This is a genomic window from Pseudarthrobacter sp. AB1 (assembly GCF_014926485.1).
GTDB lineage: Bacteria > Actinomycetota > Actinomycetes > Actinomycetales > Micrococcaceae > Arthrobacter.
On record NZ_PZKO01000010.1, the window covers coordinates 14,294 to 33,701 of the forward strand.

Consider the following 19,408-nt stretch of genomic DNA (forward strand, 5'->3'; position numbering starts at 1 on the left):
CGGCCCCGGCAATAGGCCGAGGAGACTCACCTTCGGGGGGATTGTGCCGGTATTACGAGACGTCCCTTACGGGCACACGCCCGCCGCGAGGTGCGTCGACCGGCTGGAACTGATCAGCCTCCGGCTACGTTAGAGACATGGGGCTTGTGGAACCACCCCACGAGTACCCTTATTGAGTTGATCCCGCGCGAAAGGAGGAACTTGCATGCTAACAACACTGCTACGCCGCTTCCCGGCCCTCCTCCGCCGTGCGGGCCTCCTGGCTGGGCTGTTGGCCCTCATCTCCGGGATCTTCGGGATGCACTTCATGCCTGGCACACATTCCATGGACGCTACCGGAGCCATACACGCCGCCGAATCCTATTCCGTTGTGCGTGCACCGGATGGCCACACCAGCCACCACGTCACCGAAACGCCGTCGGCTCCAACACGGTCGGACCCTGCCGCTTCATGCACCGGATCCGGCGGGTGCGCCGAGATGGCGGGCATGGATGCCGGCTGCGTCCCGTCACCGGGAACCGGATCGCTGTTAGCCCCGCTGCCCGGCAGCACACCGTTTGGGAATGTCACCGGCGCCGGACAATCGTCAGGCCACGCTGCCTATGCATTCCTGCCCGCGACTCCTTCGCCGGGCGACCTCTGCATCAGCCGAACGTAAAGGTGTCTGCCGTGCCACCGTTCACCGGCGCGCAGCCCTTTATAACTCGCCCTCTTTGCCGGGGGCTTGAGTCGCTGGACGGCGACCGTTCGCGCCCAGCGTTGTTTCCGCAACCACCTTGAAGGACCCCGATTCCCATGACGAAAAACCTGACCATTTCCGCCACCGTCCTCGCCGCCGCTTTGACCCTGGCCGGCTGCTCGGCCGGGACCGGAACTACCGGCAGCAGCATGCCCGGTATGGACCACGGCAGTTCCAGCATGCCGGCGACCGCCGCCCCGCTGGACACAGTGACCAACAACGCCGCCGACACCATGTTCGTTCAGGGCATGATCCCGCACCACAGCCAGGCCGTGGAGATGAGTGACATCATCCTCCAGAAGCAGGACATCGACCCGCAGGTCACAGCGCTCGCCACCAAAATCAAAGCCGCCCAGGCCCCGGAAATCGACACCATGACCGGCTGGCTGAACACGTGGAATGAACCGGAGCAGATGGCTCCCGGACACGAAATGACCGGCATGATGGGCGAGGGCGATCTGGACGAACTCCGGGCAGCGGAGGGAACCGAGGCGGCCAAACTGTTCCTGACCCAGATGGTCGCGCACCACCAGGGCGCCGTGATGATGGCCCAGACCGAAGAGGCCCAAGGCCAGAACGCCGACGCGCTCGCCCTGAGCAAGAACATCATCACGTCCCAGCAGGCAGAAATCGAGGAAATGCAGATTCTGCTCGGCTCCCTCTAGCCAGCGCTGCAGACGCGCCGGTCCCGCAGCGGACCGGCGCGGGTATTCCCTGACTTTTCCCGTCTTCGTTTGGAGCCCCCTATGTCTTTTCCCTCCCGCCAGCGCCCGCCCGCCTCCGCCATGACAGCCGCGGCAGCAGCCTTGATTCTTGCTCTCTCCGCCTGCACCCCGGCAGCCACCGATTCGCCCTCCGGAGGTGGATCAGCAACAGCCCCAGCAGCCGGCGCGGCGCCCGGACTGCCGAGCGCCCACGTCCATGGGCTGAGCGTCGACGGCGAAACCGGCCAGGTGCTTCTGGCCACCCATGAGGGCCTGTTCGACATGTCCCGGAATCCTGCCGTCAAGATCGGACCAACCAATGACTACATGGGATTCACCGCGGCCGGTGACCCGGACGTGTTCTATGCTTCGGGGCACCCTGGCGCAGGCTCGGACCTGCCCAACCCGATCGGCCTGATCAAGAGCACTGACGGCGGCAGGACCTGGCAGCAACTCTCACGGCAGAAGCAATCCGACTTCCACGCCCTGGCCGCCACAAAATCCGGCATCGTGGCCTTCGACGGGACACTCCGGACCAGCGTCGACGGCGAAACGTGGCAGACGGTCGCCGTCGACTTCGTGCCCGCTGTTCTGGCCGCTCATCCCGCCAGCGACGCCGTCCTCGCCACCACCCAGAAGGGCGTGCAGCGCTCGACCGATGGCGGAACCACCTGGACGCTGAACGAGGCGGCACCTGTGATCCAGTTCGCCTCGTTTGCGAGCGCCGGCAAGGCCGTCGGCGTCGCACCGGACGGGACGGTGTATTACTCCCCCGACGCCGGTGTGTCCTGGGAACGGACGGGCGCCGTCAGCGGCGAGGTTCAGGCCATTACCGCAACGGAAGGCACGGACGGAAAGCCGTGGATCTGGGCCGCCACCTCAAAGGGTGTGATCGTGTCGAAGGACGGCGGGGAGTCATTCCGGCCCTCAGACGCGGACTGATCCGGTGCGCACCGGCGTCTCCAGAACCCCCTACGAAGGACTTCACATGAGCATTCACACCGATTACCACCTGGACCGGCGCCGCTTTGTGGGCCTGTCCGTCGCCGCTGCCGCCGCCGCGGCCCTCGCAGCCTGCACCAACACCCAGCCCCCGGCAGGCCTGCCGGACCGGGTCCTGCCCACTGATGCCGCCGTCGCCGATTACGAGGCCCGACGGGCGTTCAGCGGAACAACCGTCACACAGGATCTGAAAGCGGCAGCATTCCAAACCACTGTTGCAGGGAAGCCCGTCACGACCTGGGGCTATAACGGCGGACTCAGCGCCCCCACCATCCGCGCTGTGGCCGGTGACCGGCTCCAGGTCGGCCTGGCCAACGGCCTGAAGGATCCGACCACCATCCACTGGCACGGCCTGGCGCTGCGGAACGACCAGGACGGCGTCCCACACGTCACCCAGGCCCCGACCGCCTCCGGGGCCGGGTTCGACTATGAATTCCTGCTGCCACACCCCGGCACCTACTGGTATCACTCCCACGTCGAGATGCAGCGCGAACGGGCCCTTTACGGTGCGCTCATTATCGAGGACCCGGCCGAAAAACTCATCTACGACCAGGACTGGGTGATCGTGCTGGACGACTGGCTGGACGGCGTCACCGGCACCCCTGACGAAGTCCTGGAAGAACTCTCCGGCGGAATGTCCATGTCTGGCGAGGCTATGTCCGGCAACTCGATGCCCGGCATGGACCACGGCTCCATGGGCTCAACCCCGGGACCCTCCACCAGCGGCGGACAATCCGGCATGGGAACGAGCCACATGCTGATGGGTTCCCGCAGCGACTTCCTCGGCGGCGACGCCGGTGACGTCCGCTTCCCTGTCCACCTCTTCAATTCAAAGGCGCCGGACGAAGCTGACGTCTTTGCCGCCAAGGCCGGGGACGTCATCCGGCTCCGGATCATCAACGCCGCCGGCGATACCGCCTACCGCGTCGGCGTCCCCGGACGTACGCTCACTCTCACGCACACCGACGGATTTCCGGTGCAGCACCAGGACGTCGACGCCGTCGTGCTCGGCATGGGCGAACGCATCGACGCCCTGCTGACGGTCCCTGAGGGGTTCACTCCGGTACTTGCACTGCCCGAGGGCAAGACCGGGCAGGCCTTGGGATTCATCAGCACCGGCTCCGGCAAGCAGCCGCCCGCTGCGACCCTGCCGTTCACTTTGGACGGCACCGTTGTCGACGGCGGCCAGCTCAAGGCGGACCCCAGTGTCGGCTTTGCCCCGAAAACCCCGGACCGGACCCACGAGCTCCGGCTCACCGGCGGCATGATGCAGTACGACTGGGGCATCAACAACGGCCGCTTCGACATGAACGACCCGTTCCGGAATGCCTTTGAGATCAAGGCCGGCGAGCGCGTTGAGGTGAGATTCGTCAACGAAACGGACATGTGGCACCCGATGCACCTGCACGGGCACACCTTCCAGGTCGGGACGGACGGCGCCCGGAAAGACACCGTCATCGTCCGGCCCAAACAAACGGTCACGGTGATCTTCGACGCCGACAACCCCGGCCAATGGCTCACGCACTGCCACAACGCCTACCATGCCGAACGCGGCATGATAGGCGTCTTCTCCTACATCAAATAACGGAGCCGGACCATGAACATACCTGTCGCGACAGAGCTCTTCTTTCCCTCCCCCACGTTCAGTGCCTTCCAGCTCGGGCCGTTGACCATCCGCTTCTACGCCCTCGCCATCCTGGCCGGCATCGTCGTTGGCGTCTGGCTCACCGCCCGCCGGCTCCAGGCCCGCGGCGGCACCACCTCCCAGACCCTCGACATTGTGACCTGGGCAGTGCCATTCGGCATCGTCGGTGGCCGGATCTACCACGTCATCACGGACAACCAGCTCTATTTCGGCCCCGGCCGCGACCCCTGGGGTGCATTCCGGATCTGGGAAGGCGGCCTCGGGATCTGGGGCGCCGTTGCCCTCGGACTCGTTGGAGCCCTGATCGGGGCCCGCCGCGCCGGGGTTCCGTTCCCTGCGTTCGTGGACGCGGCGGCACCCGGCCTGCTGATCGCCCAAGGCCTGGGCCGCTGGGGCAACTGGTTCAACAACGAGCTCTACGGGGAACCCACCGACTTGCCCTGGAAACTCCAGATCCACGCCGTGGACCCGGTCACCGGCCAGGCCCTGACCGGCGCCGACGGCACTCCGGAGGTTTTGGGCTATTTTCAGCCGACTTTCCTCTACGAATCCCTCTGGGTCCTGGCTGCGGCCTTGCTGCTGATCTTCCTGGACCGCCGGTACACCCTTGGTTCCGGTTCTGTGTTCGCCCTGTACCTCGTGTTTTACACCGCCGGTCGCTTCGCCTTTGAGCTGATGCGCTCGGACCCGGCCAACCTCATTCTGGGCCTGCGCGTGAACACCTGGGTCGCAGGCCTGCTCTTCCTGGCCGGGCTCTTCCTCTTCCAGCGGCTCAGGACCCGTCCCCGCTCCGCCGTCCCGCCCGCCCCGAAAGAACCCGCCCCCGGCGGACCCGTCGCACTCAACGACGCCACGGAACCCGCCCCTCCAGTAAAGGAAACTCCGCATGAGTAACGCAGACCAACGACGCGCCGAAAACGAACAGACCGTGGCCGGTATCCGCGCACGGCAGCAGGCGAAACGGCGCCGCCTCAAGATCCTCCTCTTCGGCGGTTTTGGCCTGCTCCTGGCGGGCATCATCACCGCCGTCACCCTGACCATCGTCGGGTCCGTGCAGGAAAAGAACGCCGCAGCCGAGGCCGCCAGGCAACCCATCGAGGGCATCCAGACCTTTACCGGCCTGTCCCGGAACCACGTGGAAGGACCAGTGGATTACCCCCACCCGCCCGGCGTCGGTGGTGACCATGCGGCCACCTGGACCAACTGCGGGATTTACACCGAACCCGTCAACCAGGAGCGCGCCGTCCACTCGTTGGAGCACGGCGCCGTCAGCATCACGTACGGCTCCGGCCTGGCCGCTTCCGATGTCACTACGCTGACCGCGTTGGCCAAGGACAAGCCCTACGTCCTACTCAGCCCCGGTACGGTGTCCGGGACTGACATCACGGCCACGGCCTGGGGTGCCCAGCTGACCGTGACGGACGCCGCCGATCCGCGCATTGCCCCTTTCATCCGCGCCTACGCCCAGTCCCCCAACGCTCCGGAGCCCGGGGCCCTATGTACCGGCGGCGCGAACGGCTGAGCGGACGTCTGCCGCACCGTGGCCGCAGAATTGCGCAAAGTGCGCAAGTAGATTAGCGTGTTTTGTGCAGGCTGATCCGAACCGGCTTCACCGAACCTAGTTCTGCGGAAAGTAAAGGTGGCAGCGATGAATCGCATAATTGCGATGGCTGACGACCTTTCCGGCGCCGCCGAGACGGCAGCGGCGTTTTTGGGGACCCTCGCCAGCACCCCTGGTGAGGATGCACAGAGCGCGCATACCGTACCCGGTGCCACGAGGTCTCACGACGGCGCGCCGCAAGTCTGCATGCTCCCGCACCCCCCGGGGGAGCTTGCCACTGCCCTGCGGGACATCCTGCCGGACGCGAACCTGGGGAACACCGCGCTTGTGGTGCTGGATACTGACAACCGGAAGCTCCCCGCCGATGCCGCCGCACGGTTGCGCCAAGTCCTGGACTCAATTCCTGCCGGCGACTCCTCCCCCATGGTTTTCCTGAAGATCGATTCCCTGCTCCGTGGGCCGGTGGCATCCCAGCTCGACGTGCTCGCCGCGGAAGGTCCCGTCATTATGGCCCCGGCGCTGCCGCCGCTGGGCCGCAGCACCGTCAACGGAACGGTGCACCACCAGGGTGTGCCACTGCACGAGACCACGCTGTGGCACGCCGAGCCGTCGGCGCCGCCGGTAACCATCGCCGCTGCGCTGCATCCGCTAAGTACGTCCTCCGTTGGGCTGACTACTGTCCGCAGCGGCGGCGAGACTTTGGCCGCGGCACTGAAGGACGCGAGCGCTGAACACCCCTTCCCCGTGGTGGTCTGCGACGCCGAGACGCAGGCCGATCTGGAAGCGATTGTCAGCGCCGCCCTCAGCATTCCCGGCGTCCGGTTCGCGGGTGCCTCAGCCCTCGGATCAGCTCTCGGCACCGCGTTAGGTACCGCGTTAGGCGCCGCGGTGGCTCGGGCTGCCGGCAAGGCACCCAACGGAAGTGCCGACGTCGTACATTCCTCCCTCGGCCAGCGCACAACCGGCGGATTTCCCCTGCTGGTGGTGGGCTCCGCGTCCGGCCCGGCCAGGGAACAGCTGCAGGCCCTTGCCGCGGACGGCGTTCCCGTCATCACCCTGTCCCCGGCAGACCTGCTGGCGGGAACCGCTGACATGGCTGCGCTGCAGCGGGCCCTGTCGGCAGGTCCGGCTGCGGTGACCGTTGATGCATCCACGGTGGATCCTGCGGCGTCCTCCGACATTGCCGCCGCCCTGGCCCGGACAGTGGCGCCGCTCGCCAGGGACCGGCCGCTGATGCTCACCGGCGGCGAAACGGCCCGCTCGGTGCTCGATGCCGTAGGTGTGCAGCGGCTGGGCATTCAGGGCGAGATTGAGCACGGCGCCGTCCTGTCGCTGGCTCCGGACGGAAACCCTGTGGTCACCCGCCCGGGCAGTTTCGGCGAAACGAACAGCCTCCGCACCATCCTGGCCGTATTGGCCGGCTACTCAACGTCTTCACCCTCGCGCACAGCGAATCCCCCCACAACGCGCTCCCCTCTGCCGACGGCGCCCCAGCCGTCCCTGCCCGGAAAAGGACCCTCCATGAATGCTGTTGATCCCACGGAACTCCCGTATGTTGCCGTCACCATGGGCGACGGCGCCGGCGTTGGACCCGAGGTGGTGGTAGCCGCCGTGCTGGACGCGCAGATCAACGCCGAATGCAAACCCGTGGTGATCGGTGACGCACTGCGCCTCCGCCAGGCCGCGGACATCCTGGGCATCGCAGCGGACATCCAGAGAATCTCCTCCGTAGAGGACGCGGTGTTCACGCCGGGCCGGGTGAACGTGATCGACTTGGCGCTGCTGCCGGCGGACCTTGCCTGGGGCCAGCTCTCCCCTGTGGCCGGGCACGCCGCCTACGAATACATCCGCGTGGCGAGCGAGCTGGCGATGGCCGGGAAGGTGCAGGCAATCTGCACCGCGCCGCTGAACAAGGAGGCCCTGCACGCCGCCGGGCACGTCTTCCCCGGGCACACCGAACTGCTGGCGCAGCTGACCGGGACGGAGGAAGTGTCCATGATGCTCTCCACGCCCAAGATCAAGGTCATCCATGTGACCACGCACATCGGCCTGATGGACGCCGTCCGGAAGATCAACCCGGACCTGGTGGAACGCACCATCCGCCGCGGCCACGAGGCGCTGATCCGGGCCGGTACCGCCATACCGAAGATCGGCGTCTGCGCCATCAACCCACACGCCGGCGAGGGCGGACTGTTCGGCCAGGGCGAGGAAGCCGAGAAGATCGAACCCGGGGTGAAGGCCGCCCGCGCCGCCGGCATCGACGTCACCGGCCCGCTGCCCGCGGACACGCTGTTTTTCCTGGCCGGGCGGGGCGATTACGACCTGGTGGTGGCCATGTACCACGACCAGGGGCACGGCCCGGTGAAGGTGCTGGGCATCGAGGCCGGCGTGAACATCACCGTGGGCCTGCCGGTGATCCGGACCTCCGTGGACCACGGCACCGCCTTTGACATTGCCGGCAAGGCGATCGCCGATTCGCGCAGCATGGTGGAGGCGCTTCACCAGGCGGCGGAGATGGCCACCCGGCCCGCCGTGGCTGTGTAGACCCCCGGTGGTTGAGCCTGTCGAAACCCATTGGATGAGTGGCCGGAACTAGCATGGTAGCCACGCCCACGGGAGGGAGACCGGGAATGCTGTCGGCAAATGCCAGGCGCGAAGAGATTTACCATCTGGCGCTCACCACCGGCCTGGCCTCCGTGGAGGAACTGTCCGCCCGGTTCGAGGTCACTGCATCCACCATCCGCCGCGACCTGGCGCTCCTGAACGGGCAAGGCCGGCTGGCGCGCACCTACGGCGGCGCCATGGCGCTGGGCGCCCACCCGGAAGCATCGTTGCGGCAGCGCACCGGCGAGGCGTTTGAGCAGAAACAGGCCATCGCCCGCTGGGCGGCGTCCGTGATCCGGCCCGGGGAGAACATCCTGCTCGACGCCGGCTCCACCGTGGGTGCCTTGGCCCACGAACTGCGCGGGTTTGATCGGTTGTACGTGACGACGCCGGGCATCAACACCATGCAGGAACTGGCCGAGTCCGACGGCATCGAGGTGGACTGCCTCGGCGGCCGGCTGCGGAACCTGAGCCAAAGCTTCGTTGGCCCCCTGGCCGAGGCCGCACTGGAGCGGATGAGCTTTGACCGCGTGTTCCTCGGCGCCGACGCCGTCACCGCCGAGGACGGCATCTGCGAGGCCGACCACGCCCAGACCCGGCTCAAGGAACTTATGGCCCGGCGCGGCAATCTTGTGTATGTACTGACGGACTCGTCCAAGCTGGGCCTGCGGCCCTTCCACGCGTGGGCGCGGCTCGCGCTCCCGTGGACCCTGGTGACGGACGACGCCGCCGACCCGGCCCAGGTGCAGATGTTCCGCGGCTCTGGGGTTGAGGTTGTCCTGGCCGGTGGTTGAGCCGGGCCCACGACCGCAGGGTTCCCTGACCGAGCTTGCGAGGTGAGGGGCGGCTGGGGACCGAAACCCGGCGTGTTCGTTTTATCGGACATTAGACGTCGAGTTAATAATGTTCGAGTTATTGAACATTCTGCCACGAATGCCATATGATCGTTATATGGAACATTCTGAGACGACCAGTTTCTACCGGGCGGTCGACGCGGCATCCCTTGGCCGGTCGATCGCCGAGGCCCGCAAGGAAGCAGGACTCACCCAGCAGGACGTCGCCGAGAAACTGGGCGTCACCCGGGGAACCATCCTCAGGCTTGAACACGGCGAGCCCGTGTCCATCGTCATCGCCATGAACGCCATCCGGGCAGTCGGCCGTGACGTTGCCCTGGTCCCCCGTTTCGCCAGACTGCAGGTGAAACAATGAAGCGCCAAAGCCTTGAGGTGTACCTGCACGGACGCCACATAGGGGTGCTGTCCGGGTCATCCCTGCGACTGGCCTTTCAGTACGACCCCGACATCATCGCCGAATACGGTGCGTCCTCGATCCTCCTCTCCCTGTCTTTGCCGGTCACCCGCAAGAAGATCACCGGCGCGTCCGTGGTCAACTATTTTGATGGGCTGCTGCCGGAAGGGCAGGCCCGTTCCCACCTGGCCTCGGTGAACGGGCTCTCCACTCCGGACGCTCTAGGGCTGCTCCGGATACTCGGGGCTGACTGCGCCGGAGCCGTCCAGGCGGTGCCGGACGGAACGTCGCCTGACGGGCCAGCCGACGCCATCCCGATGGCCGATGTTGAGGTCACCAACGTCGTCGAAGCGTTGCCCACCTGGGACCTGCCGGAGGACTTCGCTATCACGGCTTCCCTGGGCGGCATCCAGTCCAAGGTCCTGCTGAGCCGCCACGGCGAGGGCTGGGCATGGCCGGGCCGGGGAGCCGTCTCCACCCACATCATCAAGCCCGAGCCCTTGGACTCGCCGATGCCGCATCTGCTCGCGGCGGAGCACTGGGCCCTGAACGTGGCTGCCGCGGCCGGCCTACCGGCAGCCGAGTCCCGGCTGGAAACCTTCGGCACGCGCCAGGCGATCATTGTCACCCGTTACGACCGGACCCATGACGGTGGCCGTCTCCACCAGGAAGACTTCACCCAGGCCCTGGCACTGGCCAGCAGCGCTAAGTACGAGGGCACCACGGCGCCGCCGTCCAGGCTCACCAGGCTTATAGCAGCGGCGGCACCGCATGCCCGCGACGACGACGCGTTTCGGCGCGATCTGCTTCGGGCTGTCACCTTCAACCTCGTCATCGGCAACGGTGACGCGCACTCCAAGAACTATTCGGTGCTCATCCGCGACGGCGGCGAGGTGTTGCTGGCACCCCTGTACGACGTGGCACCCACCCAACTGCTCTACGCGCCCAGCGTCAATGCCGGCCATGCGCTGGACGGTCAGGCAAGGCTGAATCATCTGACCCTGGACCATGTCGTCCGCGAAGGCGCCGCCTGGGGCCTGGACGCCGACGACGCCCGGACTACCGCTGCGGCCGCCCTGGAAGCCGTGGCCGGAGCAGCAGCCACGACGCGCGCGGAGTCCAGCATCGGCTTCCTGGGTGAACTGGTCCCCGCCCGGGCAGCCGACCTGCTGAACGGTGGAACAGCCCGCCGGACCTTGCGCTGAGGAACCAGCCCGTCGCACCCGGATCACCGGGGTGCCTTCACCTTGAGGCGCGCTGAAGCGGGAGGCGCGGCGCGCGCCCGCTGACCTCGGTCAACCACGAGGTATGTGTGCCGCTGAAGCCCCTCATGTCACTGGAGAACCTGCGACGAAGCCCCCCGTTGTTGACCCCGAAAAATAGACACCGGAAGGTGAGGCAGAACGCCTACCTAAATGCCCCTCAAGCCCTCCCCTATTTAGCCCCGCTGCATTCCACGATGCGCCGCACAGAGGTAAAATTTTCCCGCGGGGGAGGTGATGTTTCAAAGTCTCCGTGTCGCCTGCCACTGACGGCATGCACACCGCCACGAGCTGGGAATCGGCGAATTCATATTTGCAGCAGCTGCACTGAAAGAACCCCAATATCGATAAGAAAAATTAGCCGGACAAGGCCCGAATCAGTTCGGTGGCGAGGACAGCACAGGCAACGGCGCTGCTGGTCGCTCGCCCGATTTGAAAGGCGCAGCTCAATCTGGGTTCTGCGGCCGGGTAGCTTTTGGAGGGCTTGAGGGGGCTCCCGAAGCACACACGGACCGGCGAAAGCCGGATCCAAAATCCCTGTAACTACCGCCTTCGGCATCGGGCCCAGGGCATCTGCAGAAAGTCTGAAAATGAAGCTATCACTCCGCCGCGTCCTGACTCTGTTCGCGGCAATGCTGTTCGCCCTCGCAACAGGCATGACTGCGGCGCACGCGGTCACAAACTTCAACAACGCTCCACAGGGAGCCCACTACGCGAAGGGCTCTGCCGAGCCCATCTGTACCGTCAGCGGTACCACCGTAACCTGTACTGGCACGCAGATAGCAGGCGTCGGAAACACAAACGCGACCGTGGAACTGAAAGTCACCAGCACAATCAGCGGTGTCTGCCACAACCCAGGCTCGAAGAGCAAAGTTGTCGAACCGTTCTCGAGGTCGGTAACAACGGAAACGTCTAGCGAACTCACCTCCACGAAGAACGGCAGGCTCGTGGTGCCCTCGCAGACCACAGCGGGAACAAGCACCGAGGACTTCCTGGCGACCTTCACGTGCCCCAACCCCAACTGGACACCTGAAGTCACCAGCAACGTCCTCAGCTACGAGTACTCGCTGACCTTCGCGGGGTTCACCGAGCCGGCCATCCTGATCAAGGGTTAGTTGACTGATTGACGGTCTACTGAGGTTGACGGTCCACTGAGGCCAGCGCAGGACCCCTGCCCTGGCCTCTAGCCAGTCCGCAGCATCTCCCAAAGGTTGCGGACTGCCCGGCCCCGGAGCACCGATTCATGGGCTGCGGGGCCCACTCGTGCCCGCGGGCAGCAGCAAAAACCGAGTTTGGTTGCCGGCGTGGTCGGGCGGATGACCGAGACAATCCTGAGCGGCTGGCGTGTCAAGTCCTGGTGGATGTGACACAGGCTGGGGATATTCAGTCTTTGAAGCTGCTGGCCGTCACTTCGAATTCCTCCACGGCGAGGATCTGAGTTCCTTCCGCTGCGCTGGTCTCTGTCCTGATCTTATTCGCCGTCTCCCGGCTCGCGGACATGGAATCCTCAGAGTCCCACAATGTGATGGACAGGTCTTTGCCTGCACTTTTCCCGCGCAAATAGTAGATTCCCTTGCACCCCGGAATTTCAAGCACCCTGTTGATGATGTCTTCCGATGGCGCATCCGAGATGGTTTCCGGTCCGGTTCCGTAGGTGCTGACTCTGGCGAACATTTCGATTTTCCTCCAACTAATCCGGTTGTTTGGCCCGTTCTGTCAGGTGGGCGAGCCTGCTCGTAGGCAGGAAGCGAGATCTGCCCCTTGGGATAGCTCCCGGCAACAGTAAGGACTTGAGAACCCTTCCGTCCCAAGTGGCCGCAAGGGCGCAGCCGTGTCTGTTGACGGGCAACGGGTACGGCAGCTCAGATCATTTCCGATTGTGGCGCTACCGGTGGCCCTGATCTGCCATTCAGGCTCCTGGCTTGGAAGGGGATTCAGGGAGCAGGCCAAGTTGTCCCATGAGCTCCATCTGGTCAAAGTAGAACGTGTGCTGTTTGATTAGGCCACCCTCTACGTGCGCGACGTCGCAACTTCTCACCCTGATGCTTTTGCCCGTTGCAGGCAGGCTTTCGCCGGATGGCAAGGGAAGCGGTCCTGTGTTGGTTCCGGTGACATAGCCCTCATCGATCGCTACATTTCCAGCCTCATATTTCTGCAAATACTCATAGCCGACGTCAGGGAATGATTCCCCAAATTGCGACAGGTAGTTGCTGATTGCTTCCTGCCCGGTAATCTCGCCTTGATCCGGGGTAACGGCGACCGCATCAGCGGCATAACAGGCTGCCTGCGTCTCTTTATCTCTCGCTGTCATTGCCGAGGTTAAGCGATCCATTACCTCGCGTGCCTGTCCCATTTTCCGACCTCCCGTTTCAAGGGCGGCTCACGGAAAGGGCGGGCCGCTCCATGGCTGGGCCTCTGCTCAAACAGAACCCGATTTAAGTACACGCCCTGGCCGAAGGAGTGTCAATGGTTCCAGAATCAGCACGACAGAGGGGCTTCCGGTAACAAGCGTCGCGTTGTTGATGGGGCATTTTTGATGAACGCCGCTCCGCTATCTCAAGGACGCGGCAAACCACGCGCGGGTGTTGGAAGCGATCGACGAGGCAGCGCGGAAACAAGACGGGGCGTCTGAACCGAGCCCACATTGAGCCCGGACCGGGGCTCGCGCTGCCGTGGACTTGGGTAACGGACGACGGCGTCGGCGGGTCAGGTGCCGAAGTCCCGGGACGCAGGGGTTTCGCTGAAGCAATATGAGCCGTAGCCAACGGAGCTTTAGCCTCCTCGGCAATGGCCCGCATAGTCACCGGCTCAATACCCGCACGCCGCATATTCGCGCTCCGGACCGTATCCTGGCTGTTGCATCGACAGCCAGGATACGGTCTTCGGCGGTACCAATCCTGTAGCTACCTCGCGGCAAGGATGTCATCCACAGCGGCAGGTGAGCCGGTGTCCACATCCTGCGAAGGTCCTTCCAAATACCGCTTCATGGAATCATCCATGGCGTTGAGCCAGCGGGTGTGGTGCTTGGTTGCCATGGTGCCGGTGACCACGGAGCGGTGGACCATGTCGCGGTACCCCAGGATGTCCGTTTCTTTGTGGTGCATCCAGTCTTTGAACAACTGGGAAACAGCATCCAGATCGAAGGGCGGGTAATCCGTGGCATCGATGAGTTCCCGCAGGTAGTCCGTCTGGAAATCGGCCTCCGCGTCGTGATCAGGCAGCGCGGCCTGGCGCGCGAGCCAGAGCTGGATGTCCGCCTCGCGCTCGGCAATGGACGCAAGGTCAATCGCTCCTGTCATGACGTCGCGGGCAAACCACGCTTGCGCGTCAAACATGTTGAAGGTGTAGTACTGGTCCTGCGCGCCAAGGTAGAACAGGTTGGTGTTCTGCTGCCACACCACGCCTTTGTAAAGGTTGCCCGGGTACAGCACGTTTGGCGACTTCAGGGATAGTTCGCTGGGCAGGAACGGGTACTTATGCTGGTATCCGGTGCCAAGTACGACCGCGTCAAAGTCATCTTGGGTGCCGTCGCTAAAGTACGCGGTGGTGCCCTGGAAGTGGGTGACGAGTGGGCGCTCAAACGTGTTCTCCGGCCAGTGGTAGCCCATGGGCGCTGTCCGGTAGCTGATGGTGATGGATGCGGCGCCCATTTTGTGGGCCTGCATGCCAATGTCCTCGGCGGAATAGCTGCTGCCGATCATGAGCAGGTTCTTTCCGTAAAAGCGCTCGGCTCCGCGGAAATCGTGGGCGTGCAGGACCTCGCCCGGAAAGGATTTGATGCCTTTGAACTCGGGGACGGAGGGGACGGAGAAGTGTCCGGTGGCGACCACGAGCTTGTCGAACACGTGGGTTTCGGTGAGGTTGGTTTTGAGGTCTTCAACCGTCAGCGTGAATTCCTGCGTTGCCTCGTTGTAGCTGGTGTGGCGGGCGACGGTGTTGAACTTGACGTACTTGCGGACGTCGGACTTTTCCACGCGGCCCTTGATGTAGTCGAAGAGAACCTCGCGGGGCGGGAACGAGGAAATGGGGCGGCCAAAGTGCTCATCAAAGGAGTAGTCCGAGAACTCGAGGCATTCCTTGGGCCCATTGGACCATAGATGGCGGTACATGCTGGAGTGCACCGGCTCGCCGTGAGCGTCCAGGCCGATCCGCCAGCTGTTGTTCCACTGCCCGCCCCAGTCGTCCTGCTTCTCAAAGCAGAGGATCTCGGGGATGGGGGCGCCTTTTTGGCGTGCCGATTCAAACGCCCGCAGTTGTGCCAGGCCGCTGGGGCCGGCACCGATGATTCCGACTCGAAGTGTCATGCTGCTTTCCTCTTCCAAATTTTCAGGGGCCGCTGGTCTGCGACGTTGTGAGTTGGGTTGCGTATCAAGCCAGCAACGCTGTGAACGCGCTGGATGGCTCCTAGGGTGCGAAGGTGCGGTCGCCGGCGAAGAACCCCAGGCCATATTCAGGGGTCTCGAACTTGACCGTGGTGCCCTTGGGGAAGAACAGCACGTCGCGTTCCTTGGCGTGGGTGACTTCGCCTGTTGTCTGGTCCGTGAGGATGAACTCACCCTTGATGACCACCTTCATCTCGTCATAGGTGTACGTGTACACCAACGGTTCGGAGGCCTCCAGCTCGAAGAAGCCGGCGCACATGACAGACCCGGCGGGGTTGTGGAGGGAGTCACCGATCGCGGCGACCGTCCCCGGCTCGTTCATCGACGGCAGTCCGATGAAGCCGTTTTCTACCTTGTGGATGGATCCGGCCTTGCTGAGTGTTCCTACGAGGGTGGTTTCCATGGTCTCTCCTGTGAATTGGGTGAAGAGTTCTTCAGAACTGTTCGTTTAGGCATAAATAGCCATAGGGGACGGCGCTTTTGGCGCATAAAGGACTGCATTGAAGGTCACCTCTGAAACCGGGTTATGGCTCCGGGAGGAATGGTCGCAAATCCGACATTCTTGATTCTCAACGGACCGGTTGAGCTCCTCCTCGAGCTGTGCCGATGTGAAGTGAATCACGCTTCGTCGTCCACCGACCTTGACATGAACAACCGTACAAGTCAATCGTTCAGAACAGATTTCTGCAAGATTCTTTTTGTGAACTGACGCTCGGATCCACGGCCGAAAAACCTCCCATCTTCTGCTCCTGAACTATTGACTAGAACGGTTGTCACTGTCAGAGTATTGAAAGTCCGTGATCCACATCACGTTGATGTAATTGATTTTTGCTTCACCGATATGTTCCGCAAATCAGATTTCCAACTGAAGAACGGTGAAAGATTATGGCCACAGCCACCCAGCCCCCGGCACTGACGACGGGGGAAACGATCGACTTTTGGTCAGCGAAGTCCATGCAGGTCATGAAGGATGAATGGCCGCGATTGCGCTGCAGATTCATAAACGCGGATCCCGTGGGCCGTTGGGATGACTTCCGGCTCTCAGAATGGGAACTGGAAGCCTGCGGGTGGGAAGACTTTCACCCTCACAGCGAAACGAACTTCGTCGTGGAGGGCGAGCTCTACATCGAGTCCGAGGGCAAGACTGTCGTCCTCAGACCCGGCGACTCGGCGCGCGTAAATCCCGGACAACTTGGCCGGTACTGGGCACCCACCTACGCCCGCATGGTTACCGTCTATGGCCCCAACCCTGAGGGCGCGGAGTCGCATTCCTTCCGGTACTACGAAATCTGAGCCTTAGACGCCACCCTGGATGGCGCAATCGTCTACGAAACAATATAGCCGTTCACGTCGTGACATAGATGCCGCAGATTTCCGCCCAAGCACAACGATAAGCGCTTCCGCATTTCTGCAAATCCAACGCCGTTGAACGGCAGGCATCATCTTATGTCGCCTCTATAGACCCTTGGAAACCCTTTCCGTCTTTGGGTCACGCGCGGAAACTCACGCGCCAGAATTCATTCTCACCCGCGGCAATACATGCAACTGCAGATCGCAGTTGCATGTTTAACCGAGCCTAAAAATTTGAAGATACAAGCGTATGGCTTGTCCCATTGCGCATCGCATGCATTTTCGCTCTACACATCGTGGAAAACTGCGCGAATGGCATGAACCTGGTTATTCAACCTAAAAGATCAGACGACGTGAAGCCGTCTAAGGAGACTGTTATGAGTAAAAGCATTTCGGACGGTGTTGGCCATCTGGAAAGATCGATCAACTGGAAACAGGGCTTGGCCATAGCACTGGGGGTCCCCTTGTTGATTCTGCCGTCCCTGGGCTACCTGCCGATGTATATGGCTGCCGCAGCAATCCTGGTTTGGGGGTTGTCGGTCATCCAGGGTTTCATACAGAACGCTGCCTATGCTGAAATGGCTACAACCTTTCCCAAGGCCTCCGGCCTGCCAGGTTTCGCGCAGCACGTTTTTCGCACCGAGAACTTCAAAGGCAAGTACGACAAGGGCAAACTGATCGGCGGCTTCTCCGCATGGAGCTACTGGTTTGCCTGGAACCCGGTCCTGGCGATCTTCGCCATCCTGGTGGGCGGTTACCTGCACGGGCTCTTTCCGGTTCTGGCCGAGGCATTTACCGAGTACCAGCTCGCGTTGATCTCCGGTCTGGTGATCTTTACCGGATTGTTCATCGTTAACTGGTTCGGCCTCAAGGACGGCGCCATCCTGGGCTACATCCTGGCGGCCGTATCCCTGATACCGCTGGTTATCCTCACCGTGGCGCCTTTTGCTACCGGACATGTCGACTTTGCCAATATCACCGGCAACTGGTGGCCGGCTGACTGGGCCTGGGACCTGCACCACATCCTCATTCTTTTTGGCATCTTTGCGATTGCACAGTGGAGTGCCTGTGGCTGGGAAACAGCGGCCATCTACGCCCCCGAATACAAGAACCCTTCCAAAGATGTCCCGAAAGCACTGTTTGCCTGCGGCTTCATCTGCTTTCTCTCGTACGTAATGGTGCAGGCTTCAGTAATCGGCGTGCTCGGTGTTGAAGGTGTGATGGCGGAGCCTGTATCGCCCCTGATTCCAGTTGCCCAGGCAGTCTTTGGCGAGGCCGGCTCAATCGTCACCATCATCATGCTGATCGCCGCGATGATCCTGATCATCCAAACGGCTTACCTGGGTTCGTCCCGGGCGTTGCACTCCATGACGACAGAAGGCAACCTTCCCAAGGTCTTCGGCAAAACCAATCGCCACGGAACTCCCTTTATTGCCTTGCTCGTCACCGCGGCCTTCAATCTGGTCCTGATCTCCATGGGCTCCCTCTCCGCAATTCTCGCGGCCGCCGCCATTGGCTACACCTGCGCCAACGGCATCAGCCTGTTCGCCTATGTCAGAGCCAAAAAACACCCCGCTTTCGCTAGCCTGGAAAGGCCCTTCAAAGCACCCAAGGGCTGGAAAAACGTCGCCATGATCTTTGGCCTGTTCAACCTGCCACTCTGTCTGGTCGGTGTGGTCTACCTGAACAGCCAGGAGATTGGCTGGACGTCAACCTGGCTCGGCTTCCTCGTTTTGGCGCTCTACATACCCATTTGGTTCTACTCCCAGCGCGAATCGGGGCGCTGGGACAACGAAGCAACCGCTGCAAACTCTTCCGACATTGATTCGGAAAACGATGCCGAAGACCTGGAACAGGTTCCAACTTCCAGATGATATGGAGAGTGCGGGACGGGTCGCCGTCATCGTAGCGGATTACTTCGCCTAATCGACAGGTCTTGTCACGCAGTTAACCATCCATTCACACCGTCCTCACAACCTGTCCAACCGGCCGCAATACGGTCGAACCCATGAATAACATTTCACGCAGATCCCTTCTTTCCGCCGGCCTCGGGGCCGGGCTCGTCGTTGCCTGGCCGGGTGCCGCCGTCGCCGTTTCAACAGCGGACGACGCCGGCATCCGCACCGATCCGTTCCTGCTGGGCATCGCCTCCGGCGAGCCATGGCCGGACGGCTTCGTGATCTGGACCCGGCTGGCGCTGGACCCCATCGCCGAGGACGGCCTGGGCGGCATGCCCTCCCGCAACGTCGCGGTAGCGTGGGAAGTGGCTGAAGACGCGAACATGCGCACGGTAGTAGCCCGCGGCGTCGAGCACGCCAGGATCGAAACCGGCCACTCCGTGCACGTCGAACTCAAGGGCCTCAGGCCGGGACGCGAGTACTTCTACCGGTTCCGCACTGGCAAGCACGTCAGCGTGGTGGGCCGCACGCTCACCAGCCCGGCGCCGCACGAGACGCCCGCGGCTCTGGCCATGGCGTTCGCCAGCTGCTCGCAGTTTGAGCACGGCTACTTCACTGCCTACTCACGGCTGGCCCAGGACCACCCGGACCTGGTCCTGCACCTGGGTGATTACATCTACGAGTACAAGAAGGACAGCTACGTGATCGGCGGCGGCAACCCGCGCGACCACCAGGGCCCCGAGACCGCCAGCCTGGCCGGGTACCGGCAGCGGCACGCACAATACAAGTCCGACGCCGACCTGCAGGCCGCGCACGCCATCGCACCATGGCTGGTGGTCTGGGATGACCACGAGGTGGACAACAACTGGGCCGACGAGGTTCCGGAGAACAAGGACGCCAACCAGCTCAACGACACCACCGAGCGGTTCCGGCAGCGCCGAACCGCCGCATTCCAGGCCTACTACGAGAACATGCCGCTGCGGGCATCCTCCGTGCCGGCCGGATTCGATATG

18 protein-coding genes are annotated in these 19,408 nt (G+C 63.2%); 14 read left to right on the forward strand and 4 right to left on the reverse strand.

All coding sequences use genetic code 11. The annotated features are described in order from the left end of the window. Nucleotides 1–205: 205 nt before the first annotated feature. The 11 genes from DAD99_RS03470 to DAD99_RS03520 all read left to right on the forward strand — a co-directional run bounded on the left by DAD99_RS03470 (nucleotide 206) and on the right by DAD99_RS03520 (nucleotide 11,880). Nucleotides 206–658 carry a hypothetical protein gene (locus tag DAD99_RS03470; RefSeq protein WP_193340358.1) on the forward strand — a complete coding sequence of 151 codons (453 nt, stop codon included), beginning with the start codon at nucleotides 206–208 and terminating at the stop codon, nucleotides 656–658. A 137-nt stretch (nucleotides 659–795) separates the two neighbouring features. After that, nucleotides 796–1,404: a DUF305 domain-containing protein gene (locus DAD99_RS03475; protein ID WP_193340359.1), complete on the forward strand. Its 609-nt coding sequence runs from the start codon at nucleotides 796–798 to the stop codon at nucleotides 1,402–1,404. 81 nt (nucleotides 1,405–1,485) lie between these two features. Further along, nucleotides 1,486–2,385, forward strand: coding sequence for a F510_1955 family glycosylhydrolase (locus tag DAD99_RS03480; protein ID WP_227007615.1), 900 nt, complete (start codon nucleotides 1,486–1,488; stop codon nucleotides 2,383–2,385). Between the two features lie 46 nt (nucleotides 2,386–2,431). Next, nucleotides 2,432–4,030, forward strand: coding sequence for a multicopper oxidase family protein (locus tag DAD99_RS03485; RefSeq protein ID WP_193340360.1), 1,599 nt, complete (start codon nucleotides 2,432–2,434; stop codon nucleotides 4,028–4,030). Nucleotides 4,031–4,042: 12 nt separating this feature from the next. After that, on the forward strand, nucleotides 4,043–4,984 hold the full coding sequence (gene lgt / locus DAD99_RS03490) for a prolipoprotein diacylglyceryl transferase (RefSeq protein ID WP_193340361.1): 942 nt from the start codon (nucleotides 4,043–4,045) through the stop codon (nucleotides 4,982–4,984). Then, on the forward strand, nucleotides 4,977–5,612 hold the full coding sequence (locus DAD99_RS03495; RefSeq protein WP_193340362.1) for a DUF3105 domain-containing protein: 636 nt from the start codon (nucleotides 4,977–4,979) through the stop codon (nucleotides 5,610–5,612). The genes lgt and DAD99_RS03495 overlap by 8 nt, the downstream gene beginning before the upstream one ends. A 126-nt stretch (nucleotides 5,613–5,738) precedes the next feature. Next, nucleotides 5,739–8,195 carry a 4-hydroxythreonine-4-phosphate dehydrogenase PdxA gene (gene pdxA, locus DAD99_RS03500; protein WP_227007616.1) on the forward strand — a complete coding sequence of 819 codons (2,457 nt, stop codon included), beginning with the start codon at nucleotides 5,739–5,741 and terminating at the stop codon, nucleotides 8,193–8,195. Between the two features lie 86 nt (nucleotides 8,196–8,281). After that, nucleotides 8,282–9,049 carry a DeoR/GlpR family DNA-binding transcription regulator gene (locus DAD99_RS03505; RefSeq protein WP_193340363.1) on the forward strand — a complete coding sequence of 256 codons (768 nt, stop codon included), beginning with the start codon at nucleotides 8,282–8,284 and terminating at the stop codon, nucleotides 9,047–9,049. A 157-nt stretch (nucleotides 9,050–9,206) separates the two neighbouring features. Further along, nucleotides 9,207–9,464: a helix-turn-helix transcriptional regulator gene (locus DAD99_RS03510; protein ID WP_193340364.1), complete on the forward strand. Its 258-nt coding sequence runs from the start codon at nucleotides 9,207–9,209 to the stop codon at nucleotides 9,462–9,464. After that, a complete protein-coding gene (locus tag DAD99_RS03515) occupies nucleotides 9,461–10,708 on the forward strand; it encodes a type II toxin-antitoxin system HipA family toxin (protein WP_193340365.1) in 1,248 nt (415 codons plus the stop codon). The genes DAD99_RS03510 and DAD99_RS03515 overlap by 4 nt, the downstream gene beginning before the upstream one ends. Nucleotides 10,709–11,355: 647 nt before the next feature. After that, nucleotides 11,356–11,880 (forward strand): hypothetical protein, encoded by a 525-nt coding sequence (locus tag DAD99_RS03520; protein ID WP_193340366.1) that lies wholly within the window; start codon nucleotides 11,356–11,358, stop codon nucleotides 11,878–11,880. 268 nt (nucleotides 11,881–12,148) lie between these two features. Here the strand turns inward: DAD99_RS03520 and DAD99_RS03525 are convergent, their stop codons facing one another. From DAD99_RS03525 to DAD99_RS03540, 4 genes are all read right to left on the reverse strand, one after another. Beyond that, nucleotides 12,149–12,439 (reverse strand): hypothetical protein, encoded by a 291-nt coding sequence (locus DAD99_RS03525; RefSeq protein ID WP_227007617.1) that lies wholly within the window; start codon nucleotides 12,437–12,439, stop codon nucleotides 12,149–12,151. Between the two features lie 235 nt (nucleotides 12,440–12,674). Further along, nucleotides 12,675–13,118 (reverse strand): ester cyclase, encoded by a 444-nt coding sequence (locus DAD99_RS03530; protein WP_193340367.1) that lies wholly within the window; start codon nucleotides 13,116–13,118, stop codon nucleotides 12,675–12,677. Between the two features lie 550 nt (nucleotides 13,119–13,668). Next, nucleotides 13,669–15,069: an NAD(P)-binding domain-containing protein gene (locus DAD99_RS03535; protein ID WP_193340368.1), complete on the reverse strand. Its 1,401-nt coding sequence runs from the start codon at nucleotides 15,067–15,069 to the stop codon at nucleotides 13,669–13,671. 100 nt (nucleotides 15,070–15,169) lie between these two features. Then, nucleotides 15,170–15,550 carry a cupin domain-containing protein gene (locus tag DAD99_RS03540; protein WP_193340369.1) on the reverse strand — a complete coding sequence of 127 codons (381 nt, stop codon included), beginning with the start codon at nucleotides 15,548–15,550 and terminating at the stop codon, nucleotides 15,170–15,172. A gap of 482 nt (nucleotides 15,551–16,032) precedes the next feature. On the opposite strand from DAD99_RS03540, the gene DAD99_RS03545 reads away from it, so the two are divergent. The 3 genes from DAD99_RS03545 to DAD99_RS03555 form a co-directional block, all read left to right on the forward strand. Continuing rightward, a complete protein-coding gene (locus DAD99_RS03545; RefSeq protein WP_227007618.1) occupies nucleotides 16,033–16,440 on the forward strand; it encodes a cupin domain-containing protein in 408 nt (135 codons plus the stop codon). A 434-nt stretch (nucleotides 16,441–16,874) separates the two neighbouring features. Next, nucleotides 16,875–18,371: an APC family permease gene (locus DAD99_RS03550; protein ID WP_193340370.1), complete on the forward strand. Its 1,497-nt coding sequence runs from the start codon at nucleotides 16,875–16,877 to the stop codon at nucleotides 18,369–18,371. 134 nt (nucleotides 18,372–18,505) lie between these two features. Beyond that, nucleotides 18,506–19,408, forward strand: a 903-nt coding sequence (locus DAD99_RS03555; protein WP_193340371.1) for an alkaline phosphatase, incomplete at its 3' end; no start/stop codon positions are given.

Excerpts from the sequence above, each read along its gene's own strand:
- DAD99_RS03470 (WP_193340358.1), top strand. The coding sequence starts at position 206 with ATGCTAACAACACTGCTACGCCGCTTCCCGGCCCTCCTCCGCCGTGCG.
- DAD99_RS03475 (WP_193340359.1), top strand. The coding sequence starts at position 796 with ATGACGAAAAACCTGACCATTTCCGCCACCGTCCTCGCCGCCGCTTTG.
- DAD99_RS03480 (WP_227007615.1), top strand. The coding sequence starts at position 1,486 with ATGTCTTTTCCCTCCCGCCAGCGCCCGCCCGCCTCCGCCATGACAGCC.
- DAD99_RS03485 (WP_193340360.1), top strand. The coding sequence starts at position 2,432 with ATGAGCATTCACACCGATTACCACCTGGACCGGCGCCGCTTTGTGGGC.
- lgt (WP_193340361.1), top strand. The coding sequence starts at position 4,043 with ATGAACATACCTGTCGCGACAGAGCTCTTCTTTCCCTCCCCCACGTTC.
- DAD99_RS03495 (WP_193340362.1), top strand. The coding sequence starts at position 4,977 with ATGAGTAACGCAGACCAACGACGCGCCGAAAACGAACAGACCGTGGCC.
- pdxA (WP_227007616.1), top strand. The coding sequence starts at position 5,739 with ATGAATCGCATAATTGCGATGGCTGACGACCTTTCCGGCGCCGCCGAG.
- DAD99_RS03505 (WP_193340363.1), top strand. The coding sequence starts at position 8,282 with ATGCTGTCGGCAAATGCCAGGCGCGAAGAGATTTACCATCTGGCGCTC.
- DAD99_RS03510 (WP_193340364.1), top strand. The coding sequence starts at position 9,207 with ATGGAACATTCTGAGACGACCAGTTTCTACCGGGCGGTCGACGCGGCA.
- DAD99_RS03515 (WP_193340365.1), top strand. The coding sequence starts at position 9,461 with ATGAAGCGCCAAAGCCTTGAGGTGTACCTGCACGGACGCCACATAGGG.
- DAD99_RS03520 (WP_193340366.1), top strand. The coding sequence starts at position 11,356 with ATGAAGCTATCACTCCGCCGCGTCCTGACTCTGTTCGCGGCAATGCTG.
- DAD99_RS03525 (WP_227007617.1), bottom strand. The coding sequence starts at position 12,439 with ATGTTCGCCAGAGTCAGCACCTACGGAACCGGACCGGAAACCATCTCG.
- DAD99_RS03530 (WP_193340367.1), bottom strand. The coding sequence starts at position 13,118 with ATGGGACAGGCACGCGAGGTAATGGATCGCTTAACCTCGGCAATGACA.
- DAD99_RS03535 (WP_193340368.1), bottom strand. The coding sequence starts at position 15,069 with ATGACACTTCGAGTCGGAATCATCGGTGCCGGCCCCAGCGGCCTGGCA.
- DAD99_RS03540 (WP_193340369.1), bottom strand. The coding sequence starts at position 15,550 with ATGGAAACCACCCTCGTAGGAACACTCAGCAAGGCCGGATCCATCCAC.
- DAD99_RS03545 (WP_227007618.1), top strand. The coding sequence starts at position 16,033 with ATGGCCACAGCCACCCAGCCCCCGGCACTGACGACGGGGGAAACGATC.
- DAD99_RS03550 (WP_193340370.1), top strand. The coding sequence starts at position 16,875 with ATGAGTAAAAGCATTTCGGACGGTGTTGGCCATCTGGAAAGATCGATC.